Below are 23525 nucleotides of genomic sequence, written 5' to 3'. Positions count from 1 at the left end.
AGCTATCCTGGCGCGGCAGGAGGGGATCGAACCCCCGACCTCAGGCTTAGAAGGCCCGTGCTCTATCCAACTGAGCTACTGCCGCGCGGTGTGTGGCTGCCCGGAAAAGCTCCGGGCGGCGCATTTTACCTTGTTGCCGCGGGCCGTGGCGGCACGACGCCGGCCGGCGCGGTTTATCAGGCCGACCGAATCATTCCTCGCCCAGGTCGGCGTGGGTCGACACCCACAGCACCAGCGCGTCCTGCTTGCTCAGGCTGATCACCCGGTGGCCCATGCGGCTGTCGATATAGAAGCTCTCGCCCGCCTTCAGGCGCGCCGGCTCGTAGAACTCGGTGTACAGCTCGACCTCACCTTCCAGCACGTAGACGAATTCCTCGCCGCCGTGGCGGCTCCAGTCCTGGAACTCGTCGAAGGAGCGCGCCTTGACGCGGGTGTGGAACGGCATCATGCGCTTGTGCGACAGCGCGGTGCACAGCAGGCGATGGTCGTAATACGGGGTTTCGTACTGGCGGCCCTCGCCCTGGCGGCTGAGGCTGCGGCGGCCGGTGCCCATGTGGGCGTCGGACGCGGTGAACAGTTCGGCCACGTCCAGGTCCAGGCCGGCGGCGATCTTGATCAGGTTGTCATAGGTGGGCGAAAGCAGGCCGTTCTCGATTTTCGAGAGCGTGGACGCGGCCACGCCGGTGGCCTGCGCCGCCTGCTTGAGCGTCCAATCGCGCGCCTGGCGCAGGGCTCGCAGCCGTTGTGCCAACACGCTCTGTTTGTTGCCTTGCATCTGTACACCCTGTCATGCACGCGACTGCCGCTCCCGCCACCAATCGCGCGCCTGGTAAGACCAATATGTGAGTTGAACCGCCGCCGTGCCCAGCGCGCCGCCGTTCCAGGCCAGTCCGAAGGGCTCGAACAGCCGGTAGCGCTGGCTGTCGCCGACGATCCCCTCGGCCACGACCCGGCCGCCGATAGCGGTGGTGTTCATGCCATGGCCGCCGAAGGCCGTGCAATACCAGACATCGGGCGCCAGCCTGCCGATCTGCGGCATCAGGTGCCGCGCATAGGCCATGCGTCCGGACCACGCGGTCTCCACGCGCAGGCCCTGCAACTGGGGATAGACACTGAGCAGTTCGCGGCGCAGGGACTCGGCCAGATCGGGCGGGTCGTCGACACGGGTGGTGATTCTACTGCCCCAGCCGATGCGCCCGCCATCGAGCACCCGGTAATAGTTGCCGGCGCGACGATCGTCGCCGATGGCGGCCTGGGTGCGGATGGCCTGGCGCACTCGCTCGCCCAGCGGCTCGGTCAGCATGATGTAGGTGGCGATGGGCAGCATGGCCCGCCGCAGCGCCGGCACCACGTCGCCGGTATAGCCGCCGGTGGCCAGCACCACGGTGCGGGCGTCGATCTGGCCGGCGGCGGTGCGCAGCCGCTTGGCCGCGCCCTCCAGCCGGGCCTGGGTCACGGGGGTGTCCTCGTGGATGCGCACGCCCAGCCGCGCGCACTCGCGCGCCAGGGCGCGGGCGTAGTTGAGCGGATGAAAATGGAACGAGGACGGGTCCTCGATGCCCTGGAAATAGGCGTCGGACAGCAGCCGCTCGCGCACCTCGGCGCGGTCCAACAGGCGCACGTCGCGGCCGAAGTCGCGCCGCTGGTCCTCGCAATAGCGCCGCAGCGCGTCGCTGGCCTCGTAGCGCACCACCCGCAGGCGGCCGTCGACCTTATGGGCATCATCGATGCGCAGGTCGCGGATGTTGTCGCGGATGATCTCCACGCCCTCCATCGACAGGCGGTAAAGCTGGCGGTAGTGGTCTTCGTCGACATGTTTGCGGATGGCATCGGCGCCGGCCGAGAACGCCGGCGACACCGAGCCGCCATTGCGGCCCGAGGCGCCCCAGGCGATGCGGCGCCCTTCCAGCAGCGTCACCGCGCGGCCGCGCCGGGCCAGCTCCAGCGCCGTCGTCAGGCCGGCCAGGCCGCCGCCGACCACGCAGACATCGGCCTCGGCCGTGCCCGCCAGGGGCGCGTAGTACGTTTCGGCATCGCCCAGCGTGCGCTTGTAATAGGTATCGATGTACTCGGTGGCCATGGTGTCGGGTTCGCGTTGGCGGGGCCTAGTGCAGTCCGGCGCCCTGCAAACCCCCGGCCAGGCGCTTTTCCAGCCAGGAGGCCAGGCGCAGCAAGGGGTAGCAGTACAGGAAATAGATGACGGCGATCATGCTGTAGATGAACAGCGACTTCGCCGGGAAGGTGATGATGAAGACCTCGCCCTGCCGCGTCAGTTCGGTGATGCCGACCACCGACAGGATGGCGGTGCTCTTGATCAGCATCACGTAGACACCGCTCATGGGCTGCACGATCAGGCGCATGGCCTGCGGCAGGATCACCAGCCGCAGGATCTGCAAGGGCCGCAGGCCCAGCGTCATGGCGCCTTCGGTCTGGCCGCGCGGCACGGCGCGGATGGCGCCGGTGACGATCTCGGCCACGTAGCACGAGGTATAGACCGACAGCGACACGAACGCCGCGGTGCCCGAGTCCCAATGCAGCAACTCGATGCCGGTGCTGGGCAGCACGAAGTAGAAGATATAGAGCTGCACCAGGAACGGCGTGCCGCGCAGCAGGTGGATGTACAGCCCCAGCAATTGGTGCAGGCCACGGATGCGGTAGCTGCGGATCACGCCGATGACAAAGCCCAGCAGCGAGCCGGCGATGATCGCCATGAACGAGATCTTGAGCGTCTCCCAGAAGCCCTTGAGCAGGAACGGCAGCACGACGCCGGCGGTGGAGAGGTAGGAATCCAGCATGCTTACCTCGCGTTCCAGGCGGGACCGGCCAGCCACAGGCTCACGCCGCGCGACAGCAGCATCATCACGGCGTAGATCAGCAAGTAGCCGGCCGCGATGGTCAGGAAGCTCTCGGTCGGCACGATACGGTCGCTGTTCATCTGCACGCCGGCCGCCACCAGTTCGAAGACCGTGATCAGCGACAGCAGCGAGGTGTCCTTGATCAGCACGGCGGTCTGTCCCAGCAGCGGCGGCAGCGTGTTGGCGAAGGCCTGCGGCAACACCACGTAGCGCAAGCGCTGGCGATAGTTCATGCCGCAGGCCTTGGCGCCTTCGATCTGGCCGCGCGGCACCGATTCGATGCCGACGCGGATGATCTCGCTCATGTAGGCCGCGTGGTGCAGCGTCATGGCCAGGATGCCCAGCAGCATCTCGCTCCAGCCCTTGGCGCCCGGCACCAGCATCGGCACCGCGTAATACACCAGGTAGATCTGCACCAGCAGCGGGGTCGAGCGGATGAACTGCACGTAGCCCGCCACCGGCCGCCAGACCGCGGCGCGCGGCGACATGCGCGCCAGCGCCAGCGGCACGCCGGCCAGCACCGACAGCACCAGGCTGGCGCCGGCCGCGATCAGGGTGTTGGCCAGCCCGGTGGCGAACTGGCCCGTGTACTGGCTGACGATGCGCCAGTTGTAGTAGTCGATCAGCCAGTCCATGCCGGTCCTGTGGTCAGTGGTGGGAAAAGCGCGCGATCAGTGGTCTTTCTTCCAGTCGGTCGAGTACCAGTACTTGATCTGTTCCGGCAGGGTGTTGTCGGCGGTCTTGAGCGTCTGCCAGTTGTCGAGCCAGAATTTCAGGCGGAAGGCGTTGGGACCGACGGCAAAGGCCAGCGGCTCGCGCACCATGACGCCGTCCAGCACGCGCAGGTTGCCGAAGTCGACCAGGAACTGGTTGGCGGTGGATAGCGACATGATGCCGGCGTCCAGGCGGCCGCTGGACAGGGCCTGGCCGACCGGCGCGCTGCCGCCGGAGAATTCCTTGAGCGTGGCCTTGGGCAGCATCTTCTTGCCGACCTCGGCGTAGGTGCTGGCGCCCAGCGCGCCGACGGTCACGCCGTCCTTGTTCAGTTCCGCGTACGACTTGTAGGGCGAGTCCTTGGGCACCACGGCAACGGTGTCGGCGTAGAACATGGGCGCCGAGAACAACACCTGAGCGGCGCGCTGCGGCGTCGGCGTCATGTCGGCGGCCACCATGTCGGCCTTGCCGGACAGCAGCGCCGGGATCAGCCCCTTCCATTCATAGTCCTGCAGCACCAGCTTGACGCCCAGGTCGTCGGCCATGCGCTTGGCCACCTCGACCGCCAGGCCGGTGCGCTTGCCGCTCTTGTCCATGAAGCTCATCAGCGGGCCGGAGGTCTGCACCGCCACGCGCAGTTCGCCGCGCTTGATGATGTCGGACAGCTCGTCGGCCCGCGCCGGCTGGGCGATGGCGGCCACGGCCATCACCATACCGGCGGCGCCCAGCCATTGTTTGATTTTCAGCATTTGCTTCCCCTTCAAAGGTGGATGAGGTGTGTCGTTCCGGGCGTACACCTGATGCCGGCGGCGCCCGGTCTGGCCGGACCGGCCCTGCTTGCTGCTGCGTGAAACGGGTGCTGCGTGCTACAGAATCTTTTCCAGGAAGGCGCGGGTGCGCGCCTGCTTCGGCTGGCCGAAAACCTCGGCCGGGGTGCCGGACTCGACGACGCGGCCGGCATCCATGAACAGCGCGCGGTCGCCCACGTCGCGGGCAAAGCCCATCTCGTGCGTCACCACCGCCATGGTCATGCCGTCGCGCGCCAGGGCGCGCATCAATTCCAGGATGCCGCCGACGGTCTCGGGGTCGAGCGCCGAGGTAGCCTCATCGAACAGCATCAGCTTGGGGTCCAGCGCCAGGGCGCGGGCAATCGCCACGCGCTGCTGCTGGCCGCCGGACAACTGGCTGGGATAGCGCGCGCCGAAGTCGGCCATGCCGACCCGGTCCAGCAGTTCAAGCGCGTAGCGCCCGGCCCGGGCCCGGTCGCGGCCGCGCACCACGCGCTGCGGCAGCGCCACGTTGTCGAGCGCGGTGCGATGCTGGAACAGGTTGAAGTGCTGGAACACCATGCCCACGTCGGTGCGCCAGCGGTTGAGGTCGGTGGCCGGGTCGGTCAATGACACGCCGTCGACGCGGATGGTGCCGCTGTCGATGCGCTCCAGGCCATTGAGGGTGCGCAGGAAGGTACTCTTGCCCGACCCCGACGGCCCCACCACCACCAGCACTTCGCCTCGCGCCAGACGGCAGTCGATGCCGGCCAGCGCCAGGTGATCGGGCTGGCCGTCGCGCTGGTAGGTCTTGGTGACCGCCTCGACTACGAGCAAGGGTTCTGCCACGAACATCGCCTTCAAAAAAGGTTTCGCATTTCGCGCTGGAGTTTCGTATAGTAAATTTATTTCCAGAATCGCCACTTAGGCATAACCCTTAAGCGAAGGTCCCGCCTTCGCCGGCATCTCCAAGGAACCGGTATGGACACGCCCCAAGACATCCTGCGCGCACTCGGACTGAACCCCGCGACCCTGACCGGCGGCACGCTGGTCGCCCGCAGCCCGATCGATGGCGCCGAACTGGCCCAGGTCCACGAGCACACCGTGGCACAGGCGCACGCGGCCATCACCCGCGCGCGCCAGGCCAGCCTGGCCTGGCGCGACGTGCCGGCGCCGCGCCGTGGCGAGCTGCTGCGCCTGTTCGGCGAAACGCTGCGCCAGCACAAGCGCGAGCTGGGCCGGCTGGTCAGCCTGGAAGCCGGCAAGATCCTGGCCGAAGGCGAAGGCGAGGTCCAGGAAATGATCGACATCTGCGACTTCGCCGTGGGCCTGTCGCGTCAGTTGTACGGCCTGACCATCGCTTCCGAGCGCCCCGGCCACCGCATGATGGAAACCTGGCATCCGCTGGGCGTGGTGGGCGTCATCAGCGCCTTCAACTTCCCGGTGGCGGTATGGTCCTGGAACGCCGCGCTGGCGCTGGTGTGCGGCAACGCCGTGGTCTGGAAGCCGTCGGAAAAGACGCCGTTGACCGCGTTGGCCTGCCAGGCGCTGTTCGCCCAGGCGGTGCAGCGCTTCGGCGATGCCCCCGCGGGCCTGTCGGAAGTGCTGATCGGCGGCCGCGACATCGGTGAAGCCCTGGTGGATTCGCACACAGTGGCGCTGGTGTCGGCCACCGGCTCGACCCGCATGGGCCGCCAGGTCGGCCCGCGCGTGGCGCAGCGCTTCGGCCGCGTGCTGCTGGAACTGGGCGGCAACAACGCCATCATCGTGGGCCCCAGCGCCGACCTCGACATGGCCGCGCGCGGCATCGTCTTCGGCGCCATCGGCACCGCCGGCCAGCGCTGCACCACCACGCGCCGCCTGATCGTGCACGAAAGCGTGGCCGACGACCTGCTGCAACGCCTGCACAAAGCCTACGCCAGCGCCCCTATCGGCAATCCGCTGGACGGCGGCAACCTGGTCGGGCCGCTGATCGACCGCGCCTCGTTCGACGCCATGCAGGCCGCGCTCACGGCCGCCGGCGAACAAGGCGGCAAGATCACCGGCGGCGAACGCGTGCTGGCCGAGCAGTACCCGGACGCCTGGTACGTGCGCCCCGCCATCGCCGAGATGCCGGGCCAGACCGACGTGGTCTGCCACGAGACCTTCGCGCCGATCCTGTACGTGATGCGCTACACCGATTTCGACCAGGCGCTGGCCATGCAGAACGGCGTGCCGCAGGGCCTGTCGTCAGCCATCTTCACCAACGACCTGCGCGAGGCCGAGACCTTCCTGTCGGCCGCGGGCTCGGACTGCGGCATCGCCAACGTCAACATTGGCACCTCGGGCGCCGAGATCGGCGGCGCCTTCGGCGGGGAAAAGGAAACCGGCGGCGGCCGCGAGTCGGGTTCGGATGCCTGGCGCAACTACATGCGCCGCGCCACCAACACCATCAACTATTCGCGCAACCTGCCGCTGGCGCAGGGCATCAAGTTCGGCGAGTAAGGCAGTTTCGATGGCACGGGGCCCCGCGCATCGTCGATGATGCGCGGGGCCCCGTGCCATCGGCGGCGCCGGTATCGGCCACGCGCCCTTTGCCTGCCCCGGCTGCGAGCGCGCCGGCGCCAGCTCCCTTGTTGCAAGTCCTACATCCGATAAGTACGGCTTACAAAATGTAGGCTGGTGCGATGCTACATTGCATCGTCACCATTTCCCTCGATTCCCATGACTTCGTTCCGACGCATCGCCCCTCCCCTGCGCTCCCTGACCCTCGCCCTGGCACTGGGGCTGTCCGGAACCGCCGCTGCCGGCGTGTCGTACCGACTGGACCGGCCTTCCGCGGCCCCCGGCGAAACCGTCACTATCGAAGCCGTGTATTTCAACGAGGGCAATGCCCGCGCCACGTGGCAAGCTCCGCCCGAACTGGTGCTGCAATGGCGCGGCCAGGATGGCCAGATCGTGCGCAGCCTGGCCCGGTTGCAAGGAGGCAAGGCCAACTACAGCGTGCCGGTCAACAATTTCGCGCGCATGGCCTGGAGCGCCGAGGTCCCCGCCAGCGCCCGCGGCCTGCAGGCCGTCTCCATCGAGGGCCAGCCGGCCATGATGGCGCTGGACGCCACCGTCCGCGACAGCGGCACACTGGCCAGCACGCCGGCGCCCGGCCCGGTCGTGGACCCGCGCACCGGCCAGCCGGTGCCGCCGGCGATGGTGAGCGCGGTCGGCGCCTCGCCCGAAGGCGGCCCGGCGCCGGACGCGGCGGTCTCGCCCACGGTGCAGCAAACGGCGTTCGACCGCTTCCGCAGCGCGATCTCCGAGTACAAGCCGGTGTATTTCGACATCGGTACGCGCGGCCAGACCACCGCGCGTTTCCAGATCAGCGCCAAGTACCGTTTGTTCACCCCTTCCGGCGGCCGCCCGGCCACCTGGGGCGAGAACTTCTACCTGGGCTACACGCAGACCTCGCTGTGGGACTTGCAGGGCGATTCCATGCCCTTCATCGACACCACCTTCAACCCCAGCGTGTTCTGGCTGTCCGATGACATCTGGTCGTCGCATAACCAGAACTGGCGCCTGGGCATGAACACCGGCGTCGAGCACAACTCCAACGGCAAGGCCGGCGACGACTCGCGCTCGGTCAACGATGCCTATATCCAGCCGCAGTTCAACTACCGCTTCGATGGCGGCAGCACGCTGACCTTCGCGCCCAAGGTCAAGGCCTATTTCGGCGTGGCCAGCGAAAACGCTGACTACGCCGATTACGCCGGCCGCGTCGACTGGAACCTGCGCTGGGCGCAGGACAACGGCGCCGTGGTGTCGGCCATGTACCGCCAGGGCGACCAGCGCCGCCGCACCACCCAGCTCGATTTCGCCTGGCCGCTGCAGCGCACCTGGCTCAACATGAACGGCTACCTGCACCTGCAATACTTCAATGGCTACGGCGAGACGCTGCTGGGCTACAACCAGCGCAACGAATCGCAGTTCCGCGTCGGCCTGTCGATCGTGCCGTAAGGGCGCGCACATGCCTGAGGCCTGTCCATACGGACAGGCCTCAGAGATCCGGATCTTCTTCTACCTTGGGCATCAGATAGGCCGTCAATGCGCTCGACGCCCCCGCCATCGCCCACAGCAGGAAGAACGACACCGTATAGAACCCCATCCGCCCCGTCGGCACATACCCGAATACCGCCACGTCCAGCGGATCGATCAACGCGAAGACGATCGCGCTGCCCACGGCCGCCGCCAGGAACGAGGGCCACAGTATCCACATCAATGATCTCAGTCCCATGGCGTCTCTCCGGGCCGCATCAGCGCGCGCCGGCCGCGGCCGGCGGCGCGGCCGCCGTATCCACCTGCTCGATCACCAGCCCGCGCTTGACCACGCCTTCCTGGATCGGCTGGTTGCCGAACTGCGTATAGGCCAGGTAGATGGTGACGGCGCAGCCGACCACCGCCAAGAAGGGCCCGGCCATCAGGAACCAGGGCCAGAATTCGCGGTACCAGGGTTTGACCGCCAGCGGCGCGGCAACATGGGCAGTATTCATCGTCGGCATCCTTTATTCGATATCACTCGGGCACATAGAAACTTGCGGCTTCCTCGGTCTCGATCGACCGGCTGCCATGGTCCTGGGCGCGGGCGCGCAAGGTGATCGGATGGGCGCCAGGCCCGGCGCCGGCCGGCATGCGGATCACCATCGGCACCAGCTTGTTGGCCGCCGCCGCCACCTCCACCACATCCGATTCGCTTTGTCCGGCGCGCACCGCCAGCCCGGGCAAACCCTCGGCCGACAGCCGCAGCCGCAGCGGCGCGTCCGAGGTGTTGATGATCTGCAGCCGGTACACGTTCTCGATCATGCCGCCGGCCACTTCCCGGCCCAGCACGCCGCGGTCGCGGATCACGTCCATCCGCAGCGGGTTGCGCAGCGCCAGCGATGTCACGAAGGCCGCCGCCAGCGCGAGGATCAGCGTGCCGTAGATCAGCACGCGCGGGCGCAGCAGGTGCGCGCGCGCGCTTTTCGTCGACAGGCCGTCCAGCATTGCCCGCTCGGACGTATAGCGGATCAGCCCGGGCGGGTACTGCATCTTGTCCATCACCTGTTCGCAGGCATCGATACAGGCGCCACAGCCGATGCACATGTATTGCAGGCCTTCGCGGATGTCGATGCCGGTCGGGCACACCTGCACGCACAGGCTGCAGTCGACACAGTCGCCCAGCCCCGCGGCCTTGTGGTCGACCTTGCGCGAGCGACCGCCGCGCGGATCGCCACGGCGCTTGTCGTAGGTGACCACGAAAGTATCGGGGTCCACCATCACGCTCTGGAAGCGCGCGTACGGGCACATGTACTTGCACACCGACTCGCGCATGAAGCCGGCGTTGCCCCAGGTGGCGAAACCGTAGAACACCATCCAGAACCACTGCCACGGCCCCAATTGCAGCGTGAACAGCTCGTGGCCCAGCTCGCGGATCGGGGCGAAGTAGCCGATGAAGGTCGAGCCGGTCCACCAGGCCAGCGCGATCCACAGAAAGTGCTTGGTGATCTTCAGGCGCGCCTTGCGCCAGGTCCAGGGCGATTCGTCCAGACGGATGCGGGCCACGCGGTCGCCTTCGACCTTGCGCTCGATCCACATGAAGATCTCGGTGTAGACCGTCTGCGGACAGGCGTAGCCGCAGAACAGCCGGCCGGCCACCGCGGTGAACAGGAACAGCGCCAGCGCCGAGATCACCAGCAGCACCGCCAGGTAGACCACATCCTGCGGCCACAGCACCAGGCCGAACAGGTAGAACTTGCGCGCGCCCAGGTCGAACAGCACCGCCTGGCGGCCGTTCCATTGCAGCCAGGGCAGGCCGTAGAAGATCAGTTGGGTCAGAAAGACGAAGACGATGCGCCAGCGAGCGAAAATGCCGCTGACCGAGCGCGGGTAGATCTTGCTGCGCACGCCGGCCAGGGTCTGCTCCAGCGTCTCCTGGCCGGGGCGCGGCGGCCGCACATGCGGGCGCCAGGGCGGCGGGTCGCCGCCAGGCGGCGTGCTGACGCTTGCGGTTGACCCATCATCCATGTGCAGCTCCGTGCGGTAAGTCCATGTGATATGGAAGCCGCCATAGCGGCGGCCCCCACCTAAATGCAACGCCTACTTGGCCGAGGCCGTGGCCGCCGGCGCGGCCGCATCCGGCTTGTTCGACAGGCCCCAGACCCAGGCCGTCAGGATCTTGATCTGTTCCGGGGTGAGGATGTCGCCATGCGCCGGCATGCGGTTCTCACGCCCGTCCAGGATGGTCTTGACGATGGTGGCTTCCGAACTGCCGTAGAGCCAGACGTCGTCGGTCAGGTTGGGCGCGCCGAGCGCCTGATTGCCCTTGCCGTCGACACCGTGACAGGCCACGCAGAAATTGGCGAACTCGCGCTTGCCGCGGAACACCCGCACCGGGTCGGCCGTCAGGCCCGACAGCGAACGCACGTATTGCGCGATGTCGCCGGCGGTCTTGGGATCGATGGCCGACTTCCAGGGCGGCATCACGCCGATGCGGCCATTGGTGATGGTCTGCATGATGGCTTCGGGCGAGCCGCCGTGCAGCCAGTCGCCGTCGGTCAGGTTGGGAAAGCTGGGGCCGCCCTTGGCGTCGGAGCCATGGCACTGCGAGCAGGTGTTCAGGAACAGGCGCTGGCCGATTTCGCGAGCGCCGGGATCGGCGGCGATCTGCGGCACGGTCATGGCGTCAAAGCGCGCGTAGATCGGACGCACGGCCTCGGCCATCTTGGCCTGCTGCTGCGCCACCTCGTTGGCGCTGCTGTAACCCAGCTGGCCCTTGTACGAGCCCAGGCCCGGCATGAGGAACAGGTAACCCAGCGCGAAGGCGCAGGCCAGCAGGTACATCCAGGTCCACCAACCGGGCACCGGGTTATTCAGTTCCGTGAGATCGCCGTCCCAGACGTGGCCGGTGTCCTCGACCTGGCCATTGGCCGGCTTGGTGTTGAGCCAGCGGCGCTGCGTGTACAGCAGCCACACGCACCACACCACGCCGCCGACCGCGACGATCGAGATGAAATACCCCCAGAAGCCATTGACGAAATCGCTCATGACCGATCCGCTCCATCTTGTTGTGCCGGCCCGAACTCATCGGGCAGCGCGAACGGCAACATGGCCGATTCGCTGTTGGCGCGCTGGCGGCCGCGCGAGCAGGCCCACCAGACGATGCCGAAAAAGGTTGCCATCGAAATGGCGGTGACGATTGCGCTCAGCAAAGCCATGATCAGCCTCCCGACGCCGCGGGTTGCGGGGCGGCGGCCGGTTGCGCGGCCTTGCGGGCCTCTTCCGCCCGTTTGGCCTCTTCGGCCTTCTTGGCCTGCTGCGCCTTGCGCACGCCCACGCCCAGCCCTTGCAGATAAGCCACCAGCGCGTCCTCTTCGGTCTTGCCCTCGATGGCCTTGGGCGCCGCCGCGATTTCCTCGTCGGTGTAAGGCACGCCCAGGGCGCGCAGCGCGCGCATGCGCTGTGCGACGTTCTGGCCGGTGATCACCGTCTTTTCCAGCCACGGGTAGGCCGGCATGTTGGACTCGGGCACCACCTGGCGCGGGTTGCGCAGATGGATGCGGTGCCAGTCGTCGGAGTAACGCTCGCCCACGCGCGCCAGGTCCGGGCCGGTGCGCTTGGATCCCCACAGGAAGGGGTGGTCGAACACCGACTCCGAAGCCAGCGAGTATGGGCCATAGCGCTGTACTTCGGCGGCCAGCAGGCGCACCTGCTGCGAGTGGCAGCCGACACAGCCTTCGCGGATGTAGACGTCGCGTCCCATCAGCCGCAGCGGGCTGTAGGGTTCGACCCCCGCCACCGGCTGCGTGGTGCTGTGCTGGAAGAACAGCGGCACGATCTGCACCAGCCCGGCGAATGACACCACCAGGATGCTGGCGATGATCATCCAGCCGATGTTCTTTTCGAGCGTCTGGTGGGAAAAGAAGCCTTGTTGCTTGTTGGCCATGATGTCCTCGTCAAACAGTGGCCGGCGCGGCGGCGAGGGCCGGCGTGCGGGCGGCATGGGGGTCGTCTTGCGGAATGGCGGGATTGACCGCTTGCGCGCCGCTCACCGTCTTCCATACGTTCCAGGCCATGACAAAGACGCCCGTCAGGAACAGCGTGCCTCCGAGCAGGCGGATCAGGTAGTACGGCACCCGCGTCTTGAGCTCTTCGACGAAGCTGTACACCAGCGTGCCGTCCGTAGCCGTGTCGCGCCACATCAGGCCCTGCTGCACCCCGGCGATCCACATCGCGGCGATGTACAGCACCACGCCGATGGTGGCGATCCAGAAGTGCAGCTCGATGGCCTTGACGCTGTACATCTTCTCGCGGCCATACAGGCGCGGGATCAGGTAGTAGAGCGAGCCGAACGAGATCATCGCGACCCAGCCCAGCGCGCCCGAGTGCACGTGGCCGATGGTCCAGTCGGTGTAGTGCGACAGCGCGTTCACGGTGCGGATCGACATCATCGAGCCTTCGAACGTGGACATGCCGTAGAACGACAGCGCCGTCACCATGAACTTCAGGATCGGATCGGTGCGCAGCTTGTACCAGGCGCCCTGCAGCGTCATGATGCCGTTGATCATGCCGCCCCAGGACGGCGCCAGCAGGATCAGCGAGAACGTCATGCCCAGCGACTGGGTCCAGTCGGGCAGCGAGGTGTACAGCAGGTGGTGGGGCCCGGCCCACATGTAGGTGAAGGCCAGCGCCCAGAAGTGGACGATGGACAGGCGGTACGAGTAGATCGGACGGCCGGCCTGCTTGGGCACGAAGTAATACATCATGCCCAGGAAGCTGGTGGTCAGGAAAAAGCCCACCGCGTTGTGGCCGTACCACCACTGCACCATGGCGTCCTGCACGCCGCCGTAGGCCGAATACGACTTCCACAGCGTCACCGGCATCTCGATGTTGTTGAAGATGTGCAGGATGGCGATGGTCAGGATGTACGAGCCGAAGAACCAGTTGGCCACGTAGATGTGCTTGGCGCGGCGCTTGATGATGGTGCCGAAGAACACGATGGCGTAGGCCACCCAGACCAGCGTGATCAGGATGTCGATGGGCCATTCGAGTTCGGCGTATTCCTTGCTGCTGGTGAAGCCCATCGGCAGGGTGATGGCGGCGGCCACGATGACCGCCTGCCAGCCCCAGAAGGTGAACGCGGCCAGCCGGTCACAGAAGAGGCGGGCCTGACAGGTGCGCTGAACCACGTAGTACGAGGTCGCGAACAGGGCGCTGCCGCCGAAGGCGAAGATCACCGCGTTGGTGTGCAGCGGGCGCAGGCGGCCGTAGCTGAGCCAGGCGGTGTCGAAATTCAACTGAGGCCAAATCAGCTGCGCGGCGAGAAAAACGCCCACAGCCATGCCGACAATGCCCCAGACCACCGTCATGAGCGCGAACTGCCTCACGATCCTGTAGTTGAAGGTGTCGGCCTTGCTTGCGATTGCGGCGCAATCGTTCATCACCCTTCCCCCAAAACAAAAAGAAACAAGTAGCTCCAGGTTTCAATGATGGGGGGTTGGGAGTGAACCGGGGTTGATGTGCATCAAACCCTGTTAGGCGCGCGGGGGAACCCGCTGTGGCGGCGCAACGTCCATGGCGCGGCGATGGCCGCGCCTGGGCCTGGCAACCGGTTTGCGGCCGCCATCGGCAAGGTTTCGGGTGGAAGGCGCTAGCCGCGCGAGGCCGGACCGCTGTCGTCGTCGCGCAGGATGGCGATGCCGGCGTTGTCGGTGTCGTCGTACTGGCCGTTGAATACCGCCCACCACAGCGACACGCCGATGGCCAGCACGAACAGCAGCGACAAGGGCAGCAGCAGGTAGAGGATGGTCATGGCGCGGCCCCCAGCGCATCGCCGGGCGCCTGGCTGCCCGACCAATCGTGGCGCGACAGCCGCCACGAGTTGTACGCCACCGCCAGCGACGACACCAGCATGGTGATGGCCGCCAGCCAGGGCGTGACCCAGCCCACCAGCGCCAGCGGCGTCATCAGCAGGTGCCAGACCAGTGAACCGTGCAGGTTCTGGCGCGCCTTGCGTTGCGCCGCGGCCAGCAGCGCGTCCAGGGCCGATTCGGGCATGGACGGCTGCGCCGCCAGCGCCGCGTGGGCCGAAGCCATGGCGGTGGGCACCGCCATCGACATGGCACAGGGGCAGCTCATCACCAGCAGCGCCACCATCACCGGGATGCTGTGGGCCGGGTCGATAACGGCCCAGACCACCGCCGCGCCCAATGCCAGCGCCACCTGCGCCATGACGAAGCGCGACGCCAGCCGGTCGGCGCCGGCCCCCAGCACCAGGCGCTGGGCCTCGACCCGGGCGTGCCGCTGGCCCCCGGCGATGCCGCCGAACGACTGGCGCGCGCACAGTTCCAGGTAGCGCGCCGTCAGCAGGAAGGCGACGAACATGGTGACCGAATCGAAATAGACCTCGCCGCGGCCGGTATAGGTGGCATGCACGCTGGGCAGGAACGCGGCCACGATGCCCAGCGCCACCGGCACGTCCATGCCGGCGCGCCCCTGGCGCAGGTTGGCGCCGGCGTGGCGCCAGATCGGCCAGGCCGAATACAGCACCACCGGCACCGTCAGCGCCAGGCTGGCCCAGTTCATCAGCACGATGGCCCAGTCGAGCGTGTCCAGAGCGTCCTTGGGGATGCCCTCGTGGCGCAGGTAGCCGGGCCAGGCGAACATCATCACCTGCATCATCGCCAGCCACGCCAGCGACAGGCGCACCAGCGCGTGCCGGCGCTGCTGGCGGTCGGCCTCGGGCAGGGACGGGGGAACGGCGAAGATGGATTTGGCTCGCATGGGCCGATGCTACCCAGCGCCAGGCGCGACCGCCTTGACCTGGATCAAGGCGCTTCCGCCGCTTTGCCCGGGCGCGGCGGCGCTCAGGGCCGCTGCGCGCGCAGCACGGCCACCACCGCGCCCATCAGGGTATCGAGCTCGTCCGGCGCGATGGTCAGCGCCGGCGTGAAATACACCACATTGCCGAACGGCCGCACCCAGACGCCGGCCTCGACCAGGCGCCGCTTCAGCGCCTCGCGGTCGCGGACGCCGTCCAGTTCGACCACGCCGATGGCGCCCAGCACCCGCACATCGCGCACCCAGGGCAGTTGGCGGCAAGGCGCCAGCCCTGCCGCCAGCGCGCCCGACAAGGCCTGCGCCTGGGCCAGGCGCGGCTCGGCCTCGAACAGATCGAGCGAGGCATTCGCGGCGGCGCAGGCCATGGCATTGCCCATGAACGTGGGGCCGTGCATCAGCGCGTGCGCCGGCTCGTCCGACCAGAAGGCGTCGAATACCCGGTTGCTGGCCACGGTGGCGGCCAGCGGCAGGGTGCCGCCGGTCAGGGCCTTGGACAAGGTGATGATGTCGGGCCGCACGCCGGCCTGCTCGAACGCGAACATCGTGCCGGTGCGGCCGAAGCCGGTGAAGATCTCGTCGAAGATCAGCAACAGGCCGTGGCGGTCTGCCAGTTGGCGCAGCCGCCGCAACACCTGGGCGTCGTGCAGCAGCATGCCGCCGGCGCCCTGCACCAGCGGCTCGACCAGGATACCGGCCAGTTGCGGCCCGCGGCTTTCCAGGAAGGCGTCGAGCCGGGCCATGGCGTCTTCGTCGCGCGGCAGGTCGACAATGTCATGCTCGGCCAGCATGCCGCGAAACAGGCTGTGCATGCCCTCGTCCGGATCGCATACGGCCATGGTGCCGAAGGTGTCGCCGTGATAGCCGCCGCGGAACGCGACGAAGCGGCTGCGGCCGCGCTCGCCCTGGTTGAGCCAGAACTGCACCGCCATCTTCATGGCGACCTCCACCGCCACCGAGCCGGAATCCGTGTAGAACACCCGGTCCAGCCCCGGCCCCAGCAGGTCCGCCAGGCGCCGCGCCAGGGTCAGGGCGGGCTCGTGCGTCAGGCCGCCGAACATCACGTGCGGCATGGCCTCCAACTGCGCCCGCAGCGCCTGGGCGATGTGCGGGTGGTTGTAACCGTGGCAGGCGGTCCACCAGGACGCCACGCCGTCGATCAATTGGCGGCCGTCGGCCAGTTCCAGGCGGCTGCCATGGCTGCGCACCACCGGCAGCGGCGGCGTGGCCGTCTTCATCTGGGCGTAAGGCTGCCAGATGTGCCGCTGGCCCCGGGCCATCCAGTCAGGAGTCTGCATGTTTCACCTCCACTACAATGGCCCGCATTCTACGGCCGCGGGCCTGACGGCGCTGTTAACGGCCGCGACCCGCGGGCGCGGCGCCCCGCCGCCGTCCGCCGCAGGAAATCGTCATGTCCAAGCTGGATCCCCTCTTCTCTTCCGCCCTGGCCGAGGCCGAATCGCGCCGCGTCCGCCGCCGCCTGCGCAGCGCCGCCGCCGCGCCCGCCGGCCGCATCGCGCTCGATGGCGCGCCGGCCCTGAACTTCTCCAGCAACGATTATCTGGGCCTGTCCAAGCACCCGCTGCTGATCGAGCGTTCGCGCGAATGGACCGCGCGCCACGGCAGCGGCGCGCAGGCCTCGCGGCTGGTGTGCGGCAATCTCGACCTGCACGAACAGGTCGAAGCCAAGCTGGCGCGCCTGAAAGGTACCGAGGCCGCGCTGCTGCTGGCCTCCGGCTGGCAGGCCAACGCCGCCGTGCTGCCGGCCCTGCTGCGCGCGGCCGCCAGCCAGGGCGAAGTGCAGGTCTACGCCGACAAGCTCAATCACGCCAGCCTGCACCACGGTTGCCAGGCGGCCGGCGCGCGGCAGATCCGCTTTCGCCACAACGACCTGGACCACCTCGAAAGCCTGCTGGCGGCTCGCGCCGGGCCGGCGGCCGCGCCCGCCGTGCGCTTCATCATCACCGAAAGCGTCTTCAGCATGGACGGCGACCGCACCGACGTGGCGCGGCTGGCCGCGCTGGCAGAGCGCTACCAGGCCTTCGTCTACCTGGACGAGGCCCACGCCACCGGCGTGCTGGGGCCGGGCGGCATGGGGCTGGCCGGGCTGGCGCCGGGCGGCATCGACCTGGCCATGGGGACCTTCAGCAAGGCGCTGGGCGGCTTCGGCGCCTACGTGGCCGGCTCGCGCGCGCTTTGCGACTACCTGGTCAACGCCTGTTCCGGCTTCATCTACACCACCGCCCTGCCACCGGCGGTGCTGGGCGCCATGGACGCCGCGCTCGACCTGGTGCCGACGCTGGACGCCGAACGCGCCCGGCTGGCGGCCTCGGGGCAGCGCCTGCGCGGCGCGCTGCGCAGCCTGGGCGTGGACACCGGCGGCTCTTCCACCCAGATCGTGCCCGCCATCGTCGGCGACGCGGCCCGCGCCCTGGCGCTGGCGGCAACGCTGGAACAGCGCGGCCTGCTGGCCGTGGCGATCCGCCCGCCCACCGTGCCGGCTGGCACCAGCCGCCTGCGCATCGCCCTGAGCGCGGCGCATCGCGACGCCGACATCGACCAACTGATAGACGGCCTGACGGCCACGCTCGCCTGATGCCTGCCTTGGATTGCCCCATCCGCCCCACCCTGCTGTTCGTGCACGGCTGGGCCTTCGATGCCGCGTTCTGGGCGCCGCTGGCCGCCGCGCTGGCCGACTGGCCCCAGGCCGTGGCCGATGCCGGCTATTTCGGCCCGGCCCACGCCCCCGCGCTGGCGGGCCCGGTGCTGGCCATCGGCCACTCGTTCGGCGCGCTGCAGCTGCTTGGCGATGCGCCGCCCGGCTGCCTGGGCCTGGTGGCGATCAACGGCTTCGCCCGCTTCGGCGCGGCCGGCGATTTCCCGCAAGGCGTGCCGGCGCGCATGCTGGACCGCATGCTGAACCGGCTGGCGACCCAGCCCGAAGCGGTGCTGCGCGATTTCCGCCAGCGCTGTGGCGATACCACCGCCTTCGGCGCGCCCCGGGTCGAACCGCTGGCGCGCGACCTGCGGACCCTGCGCGACGCCGACCGGCGCCCGGCCCTGGCGACGCTGCCGATGCCGCTGCTGGCATTGGCGGGCGCGGCCGATCCGATCGCGCCCGCGCCGATGACGACCGCGGGCTTCGGCGCCACGGCCGAAATCCATTGGCGCGAGGACGGCGGCCACCTGCTGCCGCTGACCGACAGCGACTGGTGCGCGCAGCGCATCCGCGCCTTCCTGACCCGCGTGGCGCCTGCCGCATGAGCGCCGATCCGCGCAACGCCCGGGTCGGGGCGCGCTTCGGCGCCGCCGCCGCCCGCTACGACGACCACGCCCCCGCCCAACGCATCACCGCCCAGCGGCTGGCCGACGCGATCGGCCGGCTGCCGCTGCCGCCGCGCCCGCGCATCCTGGAGATCGGCTGCGGCACCGGCCTGTTGACGCAGGCCCTGGCCGCCCGGCTGGGCCCGGCGGACTGGACCGTCACCGACATTTCCCCGGCCATGCTGGCGCGGGCGCGGCAGGGGCCGGCGCTGCCCGGCACCGCCCGCTACCAGTTGCTGGACGGCGAACGTCCCGACGGCCTGCCCGGCGGCTACGACCTGATCTGTTCCAGCCTGGCGGTGCAATGGTTCGGCGACCTGAATGCCGGTCTGGGGCGCCTGGCCAGGCTATTGGCGCCGGGCGGCCACCTGGCCGTGGCCACGCTGGCCGACGGCACCTTCGCCGAATGGCGCGCCGCCCATCGCGCCATCGGCCTGGCCGCGGCCACGCCGGCGTATCCGCCACCCGGCGCCATCCGTCCGGCCATGGCCGATCTGGCCGGTGGCGTGCTCAGCGAACGGCTGATACAAAACCATCCTGACGGCCTGCATTTTCTCAAGGCGCTCAAGGGCATCGGCGCCACCGCGCCGGCGCCCGGCACGGCGCCGCTGGGCCCGGCCGCGCTGCGGCGGGTACTGGCGCAGTTCGACCAACAAGGCGCCACGGTGACCTACCACCTGGCCTATGGAATGTGGAAAAACATGACAGACTCCCCCGCCCAAGGCGTATTCGTCACCGGCACCGACACCGGCATCGGCAAGACCCTGGTCTCGGCCATCCTGGCGCGCGCCTGGAACGCCGACTACTGGAAACCGGTGCAGACCGGCGTGGCCGAGGAACCGGGCGACACCGACACCGTCGCCCGCCTGGCGCAACTGCCGCCCGAGCGCCTGCACCTGCCGGCCTACGTACTGCAGGCGCCGCTGTCGCCCTGGGCCGCCGCGCCGCTGGAAGATGCGGAAATCGACGCCACCGCTATCGTGCCGCCCGCCACGGCCGCGCCGCTGATCGTCGAAGGCGCTGGCGGCCTGTATGTGCCGATCGACGACAGCCACATGATGATCGACCTGATCGCGCGCCTGGGCCTGCCGGTGGTGCTGGCCGCGCGCAGCGGCCTGGGCACCATCAACCACACCCTGCTCAGCCTGGAAGCGCTGCGCCGCCGCGCCATCCCGGTGCTGGGCGTGATCATGAGCGGCACGCTGTCGGCTGGCAATCGCGAGGCCATCGAGCGTTTCGGCAACGTGCGGGTGCTGGCCGAGATCCCGCCGCTCGAACGGGTGGACGCGGCCGCCGTCGAGGCGCTGGCGCGCAACCTGCCGCCGCTGGATGAATGCCTGGCGGCGATGCGCGCCGCGGGCTGACGGCGCCAACCGCTGGCGCCAAAAAAAGAGGGTGCCCGAAGGCACCCTGAATCCACCCTACAACAGCACTACAACTGCAAAATCAATCCCGTCCGGCTCAGGCGGCCTTCTGCTCCTTGCCGTGTTCGAACTGCGCTTCCTCGGTCGAGCCGGTCAGCGCGGTGGTCGAGGACTGGCCGCCCTCGATGGTCTGCGTGACGGCGTCGAAATAGCCAGTGCCCACTTCGCGCTGGTGCTTGACGGCGGTGAAGCCCAGCTCGGCGGCGGCGAACTCCTTCTGCTGCAGCTCGACGAAGGCACTCATCTGGCGGCGGGCGTAGCCGTGGGCCAACTCGAACATGCCGTAGTTCAGCGCGTGGAAGCCGGCCAGCGTGATGAACTGGAACTTGTAGCCCATGGCGCCCAGCTCACGCTGGAACTTGGCGATGGTGGCGTCGTCCAGATTCTTCTTCCAGTTGAACGACGGCGAGCAGTTGTACGCCAGCAGCTTGCCCGGGAACTGGCGATGGATCGCGTCGGCGAACTTGCGGGCGTATTCCAGGTTGGGCGTGGACGTTTCGCACCAGATCAGGTCGGCGTACGGCGCGTAGGCCAGGCCGCGCGAGATCGCCTGGTCGATACCGGCGCGGGTGCGGAAGAAGCCTTCCACGGTGCGCTCGCCGGTGATGAACGGGCGGTCGTTTTCGTCGACGTCGCTGGTCACCAGGTCGGCGGCGTCGGCGTCGGTGCGGGCCAGCAGCACGGTGGGCGTGCCCATCACGTCGGCCGCCAGGCGCGCCGAGACCAGCTTGGCCACGGCTTCGCGGGTCGGCACCAGCACCTTGCCGCCCATGTGGCCGCACTTCTTCACGGACGCCAACTGGTCCTCGAAGTGCACGCCGGCGGCGCCGGCCTCGATCATGGCCTTCATCAGTTCGAAGGCGTTCAGCACGCCGCCGAAACCGGCTTCGGCGTCGGCCACGATGGGCGCGAAGAAGTCGATGTAGCCCTCGTCGCCGGGGTTCTTGCCTTCCATCCACTGGATCTGGTCGCAGCGGGTCAGCGAATTGTTGATGCGGCGCACGACCTGCGGCACCGAGTTGGCCGGGTACAGCGACTGGTCGGGGTACATCTCGCCGGCCAGGTTGGCGTCGCCGGCCACTTGCCAGCCCGACAGGTAGATGGCCTTGAGGCCAGCCTTGACCTGCTGCATGGCCTGGTTGCCGGTCAGGGCGCCGAGCGAATTCACGAAAGGCTCGCTATGCAGTTGCTCCCACAGGCGGGTCGCACCACGACGGGCCAGGGTGTGCTCGACGGCGATGGAGCCGCGCAGGCGGATGACATCCTCGGCGCTGAAGTCGCGCTTGATGCCCTGCCAGCGGCTGTTCTCGGCCCAGTCTTTCTGCAGATTGCGGATTTCGGTTTCGCGGTTGCTCATGGTCATGCTCCTTGGTCTATGGCTGAAAAGGCAAAAAGAACTTCGTGTGCATTGCGTGAATCGTTGGAGAAAGTCTATGCCTGTGCTGCGGAGCAATGTGGTCGCGCCTCTTATATAAGAGGAAAAATATTATTGATTTAATTCAATAACTTACGCTGATCATTCCGTATTGCGAAACGCAATTGTCGTCTGTGAAATGGCATCGCGCTGCTGCGCAGCACGAACTTTCACATGCCGGGAGCGGCGTTTCATGATGCGAAAAATGACGGGTTCGGGAGCGCCTACAATGCGGTCATCTCCACGTTTTCCGACGCCCCTCCATGACGCTGTCTCACGGCCCGCTGGGCCAGAGCGTGACCTACGTCTCGCAATACGACCCTTCGCTGCTGTTCCCCATCGCCCGCGCCCACAACCGCGAGGCGCTCAACCTGGCGAGCGGCCCGTTGCCGTTCACCGGGGTCGACCTGTGGAACGCCTACGAACTGTCCTGGCTCGACGCCAAGGGCAAGCCGCGGGTGGCGATGGCGACGTTCTCGGTGCCGGCCGACAGTCCCAACATCATCGAGTCCAAGTCGTTCAAGCTGTACCTGAACTCGTTCAACCAGACCCGGCTGGTCAACTCCGCCGCCCTGCGCGGCCGCCTGGAACGCGACCTGAGCGCGGCCGCCGGCGCCCCCGTGGGGCTGGACTTCATCCTGCCGCAGCGCTTCGGCGAGCTGCGGATGGGCGAACTGGACGGTATCTATATAGATAAGCTCGACATCGAGATCGACACCTACGAGCCGGCGCCCGAGCTGCTGCGCACGCGCGCCGGCGACGTGGTCGAGGAAACCCTGTGCTCGCGCCTGCTCAAGTCCAACTGCCCGGTGACCGGCCAGCCCGACTGGGCCAGCGTGCAGATCCGCTACCGGGGCAGGCCGATAGACCGCGAATCGCTGCTGCGCTACGTGATCTCGTTCCGCCAGCACGCCGAATTCCACGAGCATTGCGTCGAGCGCATCTTCACCGACATCATGCAGGCCTGCGCGCCCGAACAATTGACGGTCTACGCCCGCTACACCCGGCGCGGCGGGCTGGACATCAACCCGTGGCGCAGCAACGTCGAGACGGCGCCGCCGGCCGACGTGCGCACCGTGCGCCAGTAACGGCCGGCCCGCGCCTCCGGGCGGAGGGCGCCAGCCGCGACCCGAGCGGGCGGCGTGCGATGCGTCAATGCGCCGTGCTTTGCCGCCGCAAGTGCGCCTCCAGGAAATCGACGCACACCCGCACCTTGGCCGAGGCATTCAGGCGCGCGGGATAGACCGCCCAGATGTTGGCCTCCTGGCGGTATTGCGGCAGCACCGGCACCAGCTTGCCGGCGGCGATCAACGGGCCCACGTCCCAGGCCGAACGCAGGATGATGCCGCGCCCGTCCACCGCCCACTGCACCACCATCTCGCCATTGTTGGCCGACAGCGGGCCGCGCACCTTGACGGTGTGCTCGCGCTCGCCGCGCCGCATGCGCCAGACACCGAAGGGGTGGTCGCGTTCCTTGATCACCAGACAATCGTGCGCCGCCAGATCGTCCAGCTTGCGCGGCACGCCGCGCTCGGCCAGGTACGACGGCGCGGCGCACAGCAGCCGGTGGTTGGCGGCCAACTTGCGCGCGATCACGTGCGGCGCGATGTCGTCGCCCACGCGCACGTCCAGGTCGTAGCCCTCGGCCGCCACGTCGACCAGGCGATCGAACACCTCGAAGCGCACCTGCACCGCCGGATGGCGCGATACGAACGTCGACAGCGCCGGCGCCACTACCCGCCGCCCGAAACCGAAGCTGCTGCATATCCGCAGCAAACCGCGCGGCTCGCGGCGCGTGACGCCGACCTCCTCGACCAGGTGCTCGACGTCGTCGAGGATGCGCTGGGCCCAGTGGTAGACGCGCTCGCCCGCCTCGCTCACGACCACGCGCCGCGTGGTGCGGTGGAACAGCGGCGTGCCCAGGCTGGCTTCCAGCAGCCGGATGCGCTTGGTGACGTAGGCGGCCGACATGCCCAGGTCTTCGGCGGCACGGGAAAAGCTGGAGGCGCGCACCACCGCGTTGAACACGCGCAGGTCGGCGGGCAGCAGGTCATTATTCATGATTCGTGCATATTCATTTCACGCGATGGGCCATTGTAGATGGACTGTAGGCACGCCTACCATGGCTGCCATTCCCCGCAACGTGCCCCCTGGCGCGGCGCGGGACGCCTTTTTCCCTTCCCTT

24 protein-coding genes and 1 tRNA gene are annotated in these 23525 nt (G+C 68.2%); 6 read left to right on the top strand and 19 right to left on the bottom strand.

Annotation, left to right across the window (positions count from 1 at the left end; all coding sequences use genetic code 11):
• Nucleotides 1-8: 8 nt before the first annotated feature.
• The 7 genes from K2W61_RS15945 to K2W61_RS15915 form a co-directional block, all read right to left on the bottom strand.
• Nucleotides 9-85: transfer RNA gene (locus K2W61_RS15945), tRNA-Arg, on the bottom strand.
• A 105-nt stretch (nucleotides 86-190) separates the two neighbouring features.
• The gene (locus K2W61_RS15940) at nucleotides 191-775 is read right to left on the bottom strand and encodes a helix-turn-helix domain-containing protein (RefSeq protein ID WP_175134431.1); all 585 of its coding nucleotides are present in this window, start codon (nucleotides 773-775) and stop codon (nucleotides 191-193) included.
• Nucleotides 776-787: 12 nt separating this feature from the next.
• The gene (locus tag K2W61_RS15935; protein ID WP_236756030.1) at nucleotides 788-2080 is read right to left on the bottom strand and encodes an NAD(P)/FAD-dependent oxidoreductase; all 1293 of its coding nucleotides are present in this window, start codon (nucleotides 2078-2080) and stop codon (nucleotides 788-790) included.
• Between the two features lie 25 nt (nucleotides 2081-2105).
• The gene (locus K2W61_RS15930; protein WP_175141333.1) at nucleotides 2106-2795 is read right to left on the bottom strand and encodes an amino acid ABC transporter permease; all 690 of its coding nucleotides are present in this window, start codon (nucleotides 2793-2795) and stop codon (nucleotides 2106-2108) included.
• Nucleotides 2796-2797: 2 nt separating this feature from the next.
• Nucleotides 2798-3490: an amino acid ABC transporter permease gene (locus tag K2W61_RS15925; protein WP_175134434.1), complete on the bottom strand. Its 693-nt coding sequence runs from the start codon at nucleotides 3488-3490 to the stop codon at nucleotides 2798-2800.
• 36 nt (nucleotides 3491-3526) lie between these two features.
• Entirely contained in the window at nucleotides 3527-4318 is a 792-nt protein-coding gene (locus tag K2W61_RS15920; RefSeq protein ID WP_236756029.1) for an ABC transporter substrate-binding protein, read from the bottom strand.
• A gap of 117 nt (nucleotides 4319-4435) precedes the next feature.
• Nucleotides 4436-5191: an amino acid ABC transporter ATP-binding protein gene (locus K2W61_RS15915; protein ID WP_236756999.1), complete on the bottom strand. Its 756-nt coding sequence runs from the start codon at nucleotides 5189-5191 to the stop codon at nucleotides 4436-4438.
• Between the two features lie 126 nt (nucleotides 5192-5317).
• Here K2W61_RS15915 and amaB point away from each other — a divergent pair, with 126 nt between their 5' ends.
• Both amaB and K2W61_RS15905 read left to right on the top strand, forming a co-directional pair.
• On the top strand, nucleotides 5318-6820 hold the full coding sequence (gene amaB / locus K2W61_RS15910) for an L-piperidine-6-carboxylate dehydrogenase (protein WP_175141331.1): 1503 nt from the start codon (nucleotides 5318-5320) through the stop codon (nucleotides 6818-6820).
• A gap of 219 nt (nucleotides 6821-7039) precedes the next feature.
• A complete protein-coding gene (locus K2W61_RS15905) occupies nucleotides 7040-8323 on the top strand; it encodes a phospholipase A (protein WP_236756028.1) in 1284 nt (427 codons plus the stop codon).
• Between the two features lie 40 nt (nucleotides 8324-8363).
• Here K2W61_RS15905 and K2W61_RS15900 read toward each other — a convergent pair whose 3' ends face one another.
• The 10 genes from K2W61_RS15900 to K2W61_RS15855 form a co-directional block, all read right to left on the bottom strand.
• Nucleotides 8364-8600: a hypothetical protein gene (locus tag K2W61_RS15900; RefSeq protein ID WP_175134437.1), complete on the bottom strand. Its 237-nt coding sequence runs from the start codon at nucleotides 8598-8600 to the stop codon at nucleotides 8364-8366.
• 19 nt (nucleotides 8601-8619) lie between these two features.
• Complete coding sequence (locus K2W61_RS15895) at nucleotides 8620-8856, bottom strand: FixH family protein (protein ID WP_236756027.1); 237 nt, start codon at nucleotides 8854-8856, stop codon at nucleotides 8620-8622.
• Between the two features lie 22 nt (nucleotides 8857-8878).
• Nucleotides 8879-10369: a cytochrome c oxidase accessory protein CcoG gene (gene ccoG / locus K2W61_RS15890; protein WP_236756026.1), complete on the bottom strand. Its 1491-nt coding sequence runs from the start codon at nucleotides 10367-10369 to the stop codon at nucleotides 8879-8881.
• Between the two features lie 72 nt (nucleotides 10370-10441).
• Entirely contained in the window at nucleotides 10442-11389 is a 948-nt protein-coding gene (gene ccoP, locus K2W61_RS15885) for a cytochrome-c oxidase, cbb3-type subunit III (protein ID WP_175135965.1), read from the bottom strand.
• Entirely contained in the window at nucleotides 11386-11562 is a 177-nt protein-coding gene (locus tag K2W61_RS15880; RefSeq protein WP_175135966.1) for a cbb3-type cytochrome oxidase subunit 3, read from the bottom strand. The genes ccoP and K2W61_RS15880 overlap by 4 nt, the downstream gene beginning before the upstream one ends.
• Nucleotides 11562-12287 carry a cytochrome-c oxidase, cbb3-type subunit II gene (ccoO, locus tag K2W61_RS15875; RefSeq protein WP_236756025.1) on the bottom strand — a complete coding sequence of 242 codons (726 nt, stop codon included), beginning with the start codon at nucleotides 12285-12287 and terminating at the stop codon, nucleotides 11562-11564. Before ccoO ends, K2W61_RS15880 begins: the two co-directional genes overlap by 1 nt.
• 10 nt (nucleotides 12288-12297) lie before the next feature.
• Nucleotides 12298-13782, bottom strand: coding sequence for a cytochrome-c oxidase, cbb3-type subunit I (ccoN, locus tag K2W61_RS15870; RefSeq protein WP_236756024.1), 1485 nt, complete (start codon nucleotides 13780-13782; stop codon nucleotides 12298-12300).
• 209 nt (nucleotides 13783-13991) lie between these two features.
• Nucleotides 13992-14153 (bottom strand): cbb3-type cytochrome oxidase assembly protein CcoS, encoded by a 162-nt coding sequence (gene ccoS, locus K2W61_RS15865; protein WP_175135562.1) that lies wholly within the window; start codon nucleotides 14151-14153, stop codon nucleotides 13992-13994.
• A complete protein-coding gene (locus tag K2W61_RS15860) occupies nucleotides 14150-15124 on the bottom strand; it encodes a P-type ATPase actuator domain-containing protein (RefSeq protein WP_175141967.1) in 975 nt (324 codons plus the stop codon). The genes ccoS and K2W61_RS15860 overlap by 4 nt, the downstream gene beginning before the upstream one ends.
• An 83-nt stretch (nucleotides 15125-15207) precedes the next feature.
• Nucleotides 15208-16476 (bottom strand): adenosylmethionine--8-amino-7-oxononanoate transaminase, encoded by a 1269-nt coding sequence (locus K2W61_RS15855; RefSeq protein WP_236756023.1) that lies wholly within the window; start codon nucleotides 16474-16476, stop codon nucleotides 15208-15210.
• Nucleotides 16477-16589: 113 nt separating this feature from the next.
• On the opposite strand from K2W61_RS15855, the gene bioF reads away from it, so the two are divergent.
• The 3 genes from bioF to bioD are packed head-to-tail and all read left to right on the top strand — an operon-like array spanning nucleotide 16590 to nucleotide 19866.
• A complete protein-coding gene (bioF, locus tag K2W61_RS15850) occupies nucleotides 16590-17774 on the top strand; it encodes an 8-amino-7-oxononanoate synthase (protein ID WP_236756022.1) in 1185 nt (394 codons plus the stop codon).
• On the top strand, nucleotides 17774-18442 hold the full coding sequence (locus tag K2W61_RS15845) for an alpha/beta fold hydrolase (RefSeq protein WP_236756021.1): 669 nt from the start codon (nucleotides 17774-17776) through the stop codon (nucleotides 18440-18442). Before bioF ends, K2W61_RS15845 begins: the two co-directional genes overlap by 1 nt.
• Nucleotides 18439-19866: a dethiobiotin synthase gene (gene bioD / locus K2W61_RS15840; protein WP_236756019.1), complete on the top strand. Its 1428-nt coding sequence runs from the start codon at nucleotides 18439-18441 to the stop codon at nucleotides 19864-19866. The genes K2W61_RS15845 and bioD overlap by 4 nt, the downstream gene beginning before the upstream one ends.
• 97 nt (nucleotides 19867-19963) lie before the next feature.
• On the opposite strand, the gene aceA is transcribed toward bioD, so the two are convergent.
• Entirely contained in the window at nucleotides 19964-21283 is a 1320-nt protein-coding gene (aceA, locus tag K2W61_RS15835) for an isocitrate lyase (RefSeq protein ID WP_175135558.1), read from the bottom strand.
• A gap of 320 nt (nucleotides 21284-21603) precedes the next feature.
• Here aceA and queF point away from each other — a divergent pair, with 320 nt between their 5' ends.
• Complete coding sequence (gene queF, locus K2W61_RS15830) at nucleotides 21604-22428, top strand: NADPH-dependent 7-cyano-7-deazaguanine reductase QueF (protein WP_175135557.1); 825 nt, start codon at nucleotides 21604-21606, stop codon at nucleotides 22426-22428.
• 64 nt (nucleotides 22429-22492) lie between these two features.
• Here queF and K2W61_RS15825 read toward each other — a convergent pair whose 3' ends face one another.
• The gene (locus K2W61_RS15825) at nucleotides 22493-23401 is read right to left on the bottom strand and encodes a LysR substrate-binding domain-containing protein (RefSeq protein ID WP_175135556.1); all 909 of its coding nucleotides are present in this window, start codon (nucleotides 23399-23401) and stop codon (nucleotides 22493-22495) included.
• Between the last annotated feature and the right edge of the window lie 124 nt (nucleotides 23402-23525).

This window comes from Achromobacter pulmonis, assembly GCF_021733725.1.
Classification (GTDB): domain Bacteria; phylum Pseudomonadota; class Gammaproteobacteria; order Burkholderiales; family Burkholderiaceae_B; genus Achromobacter; species Achromobacter pulmonis.
This window is presented reverse-complemented; position numbering and strand designations above follow the sequence as displayed.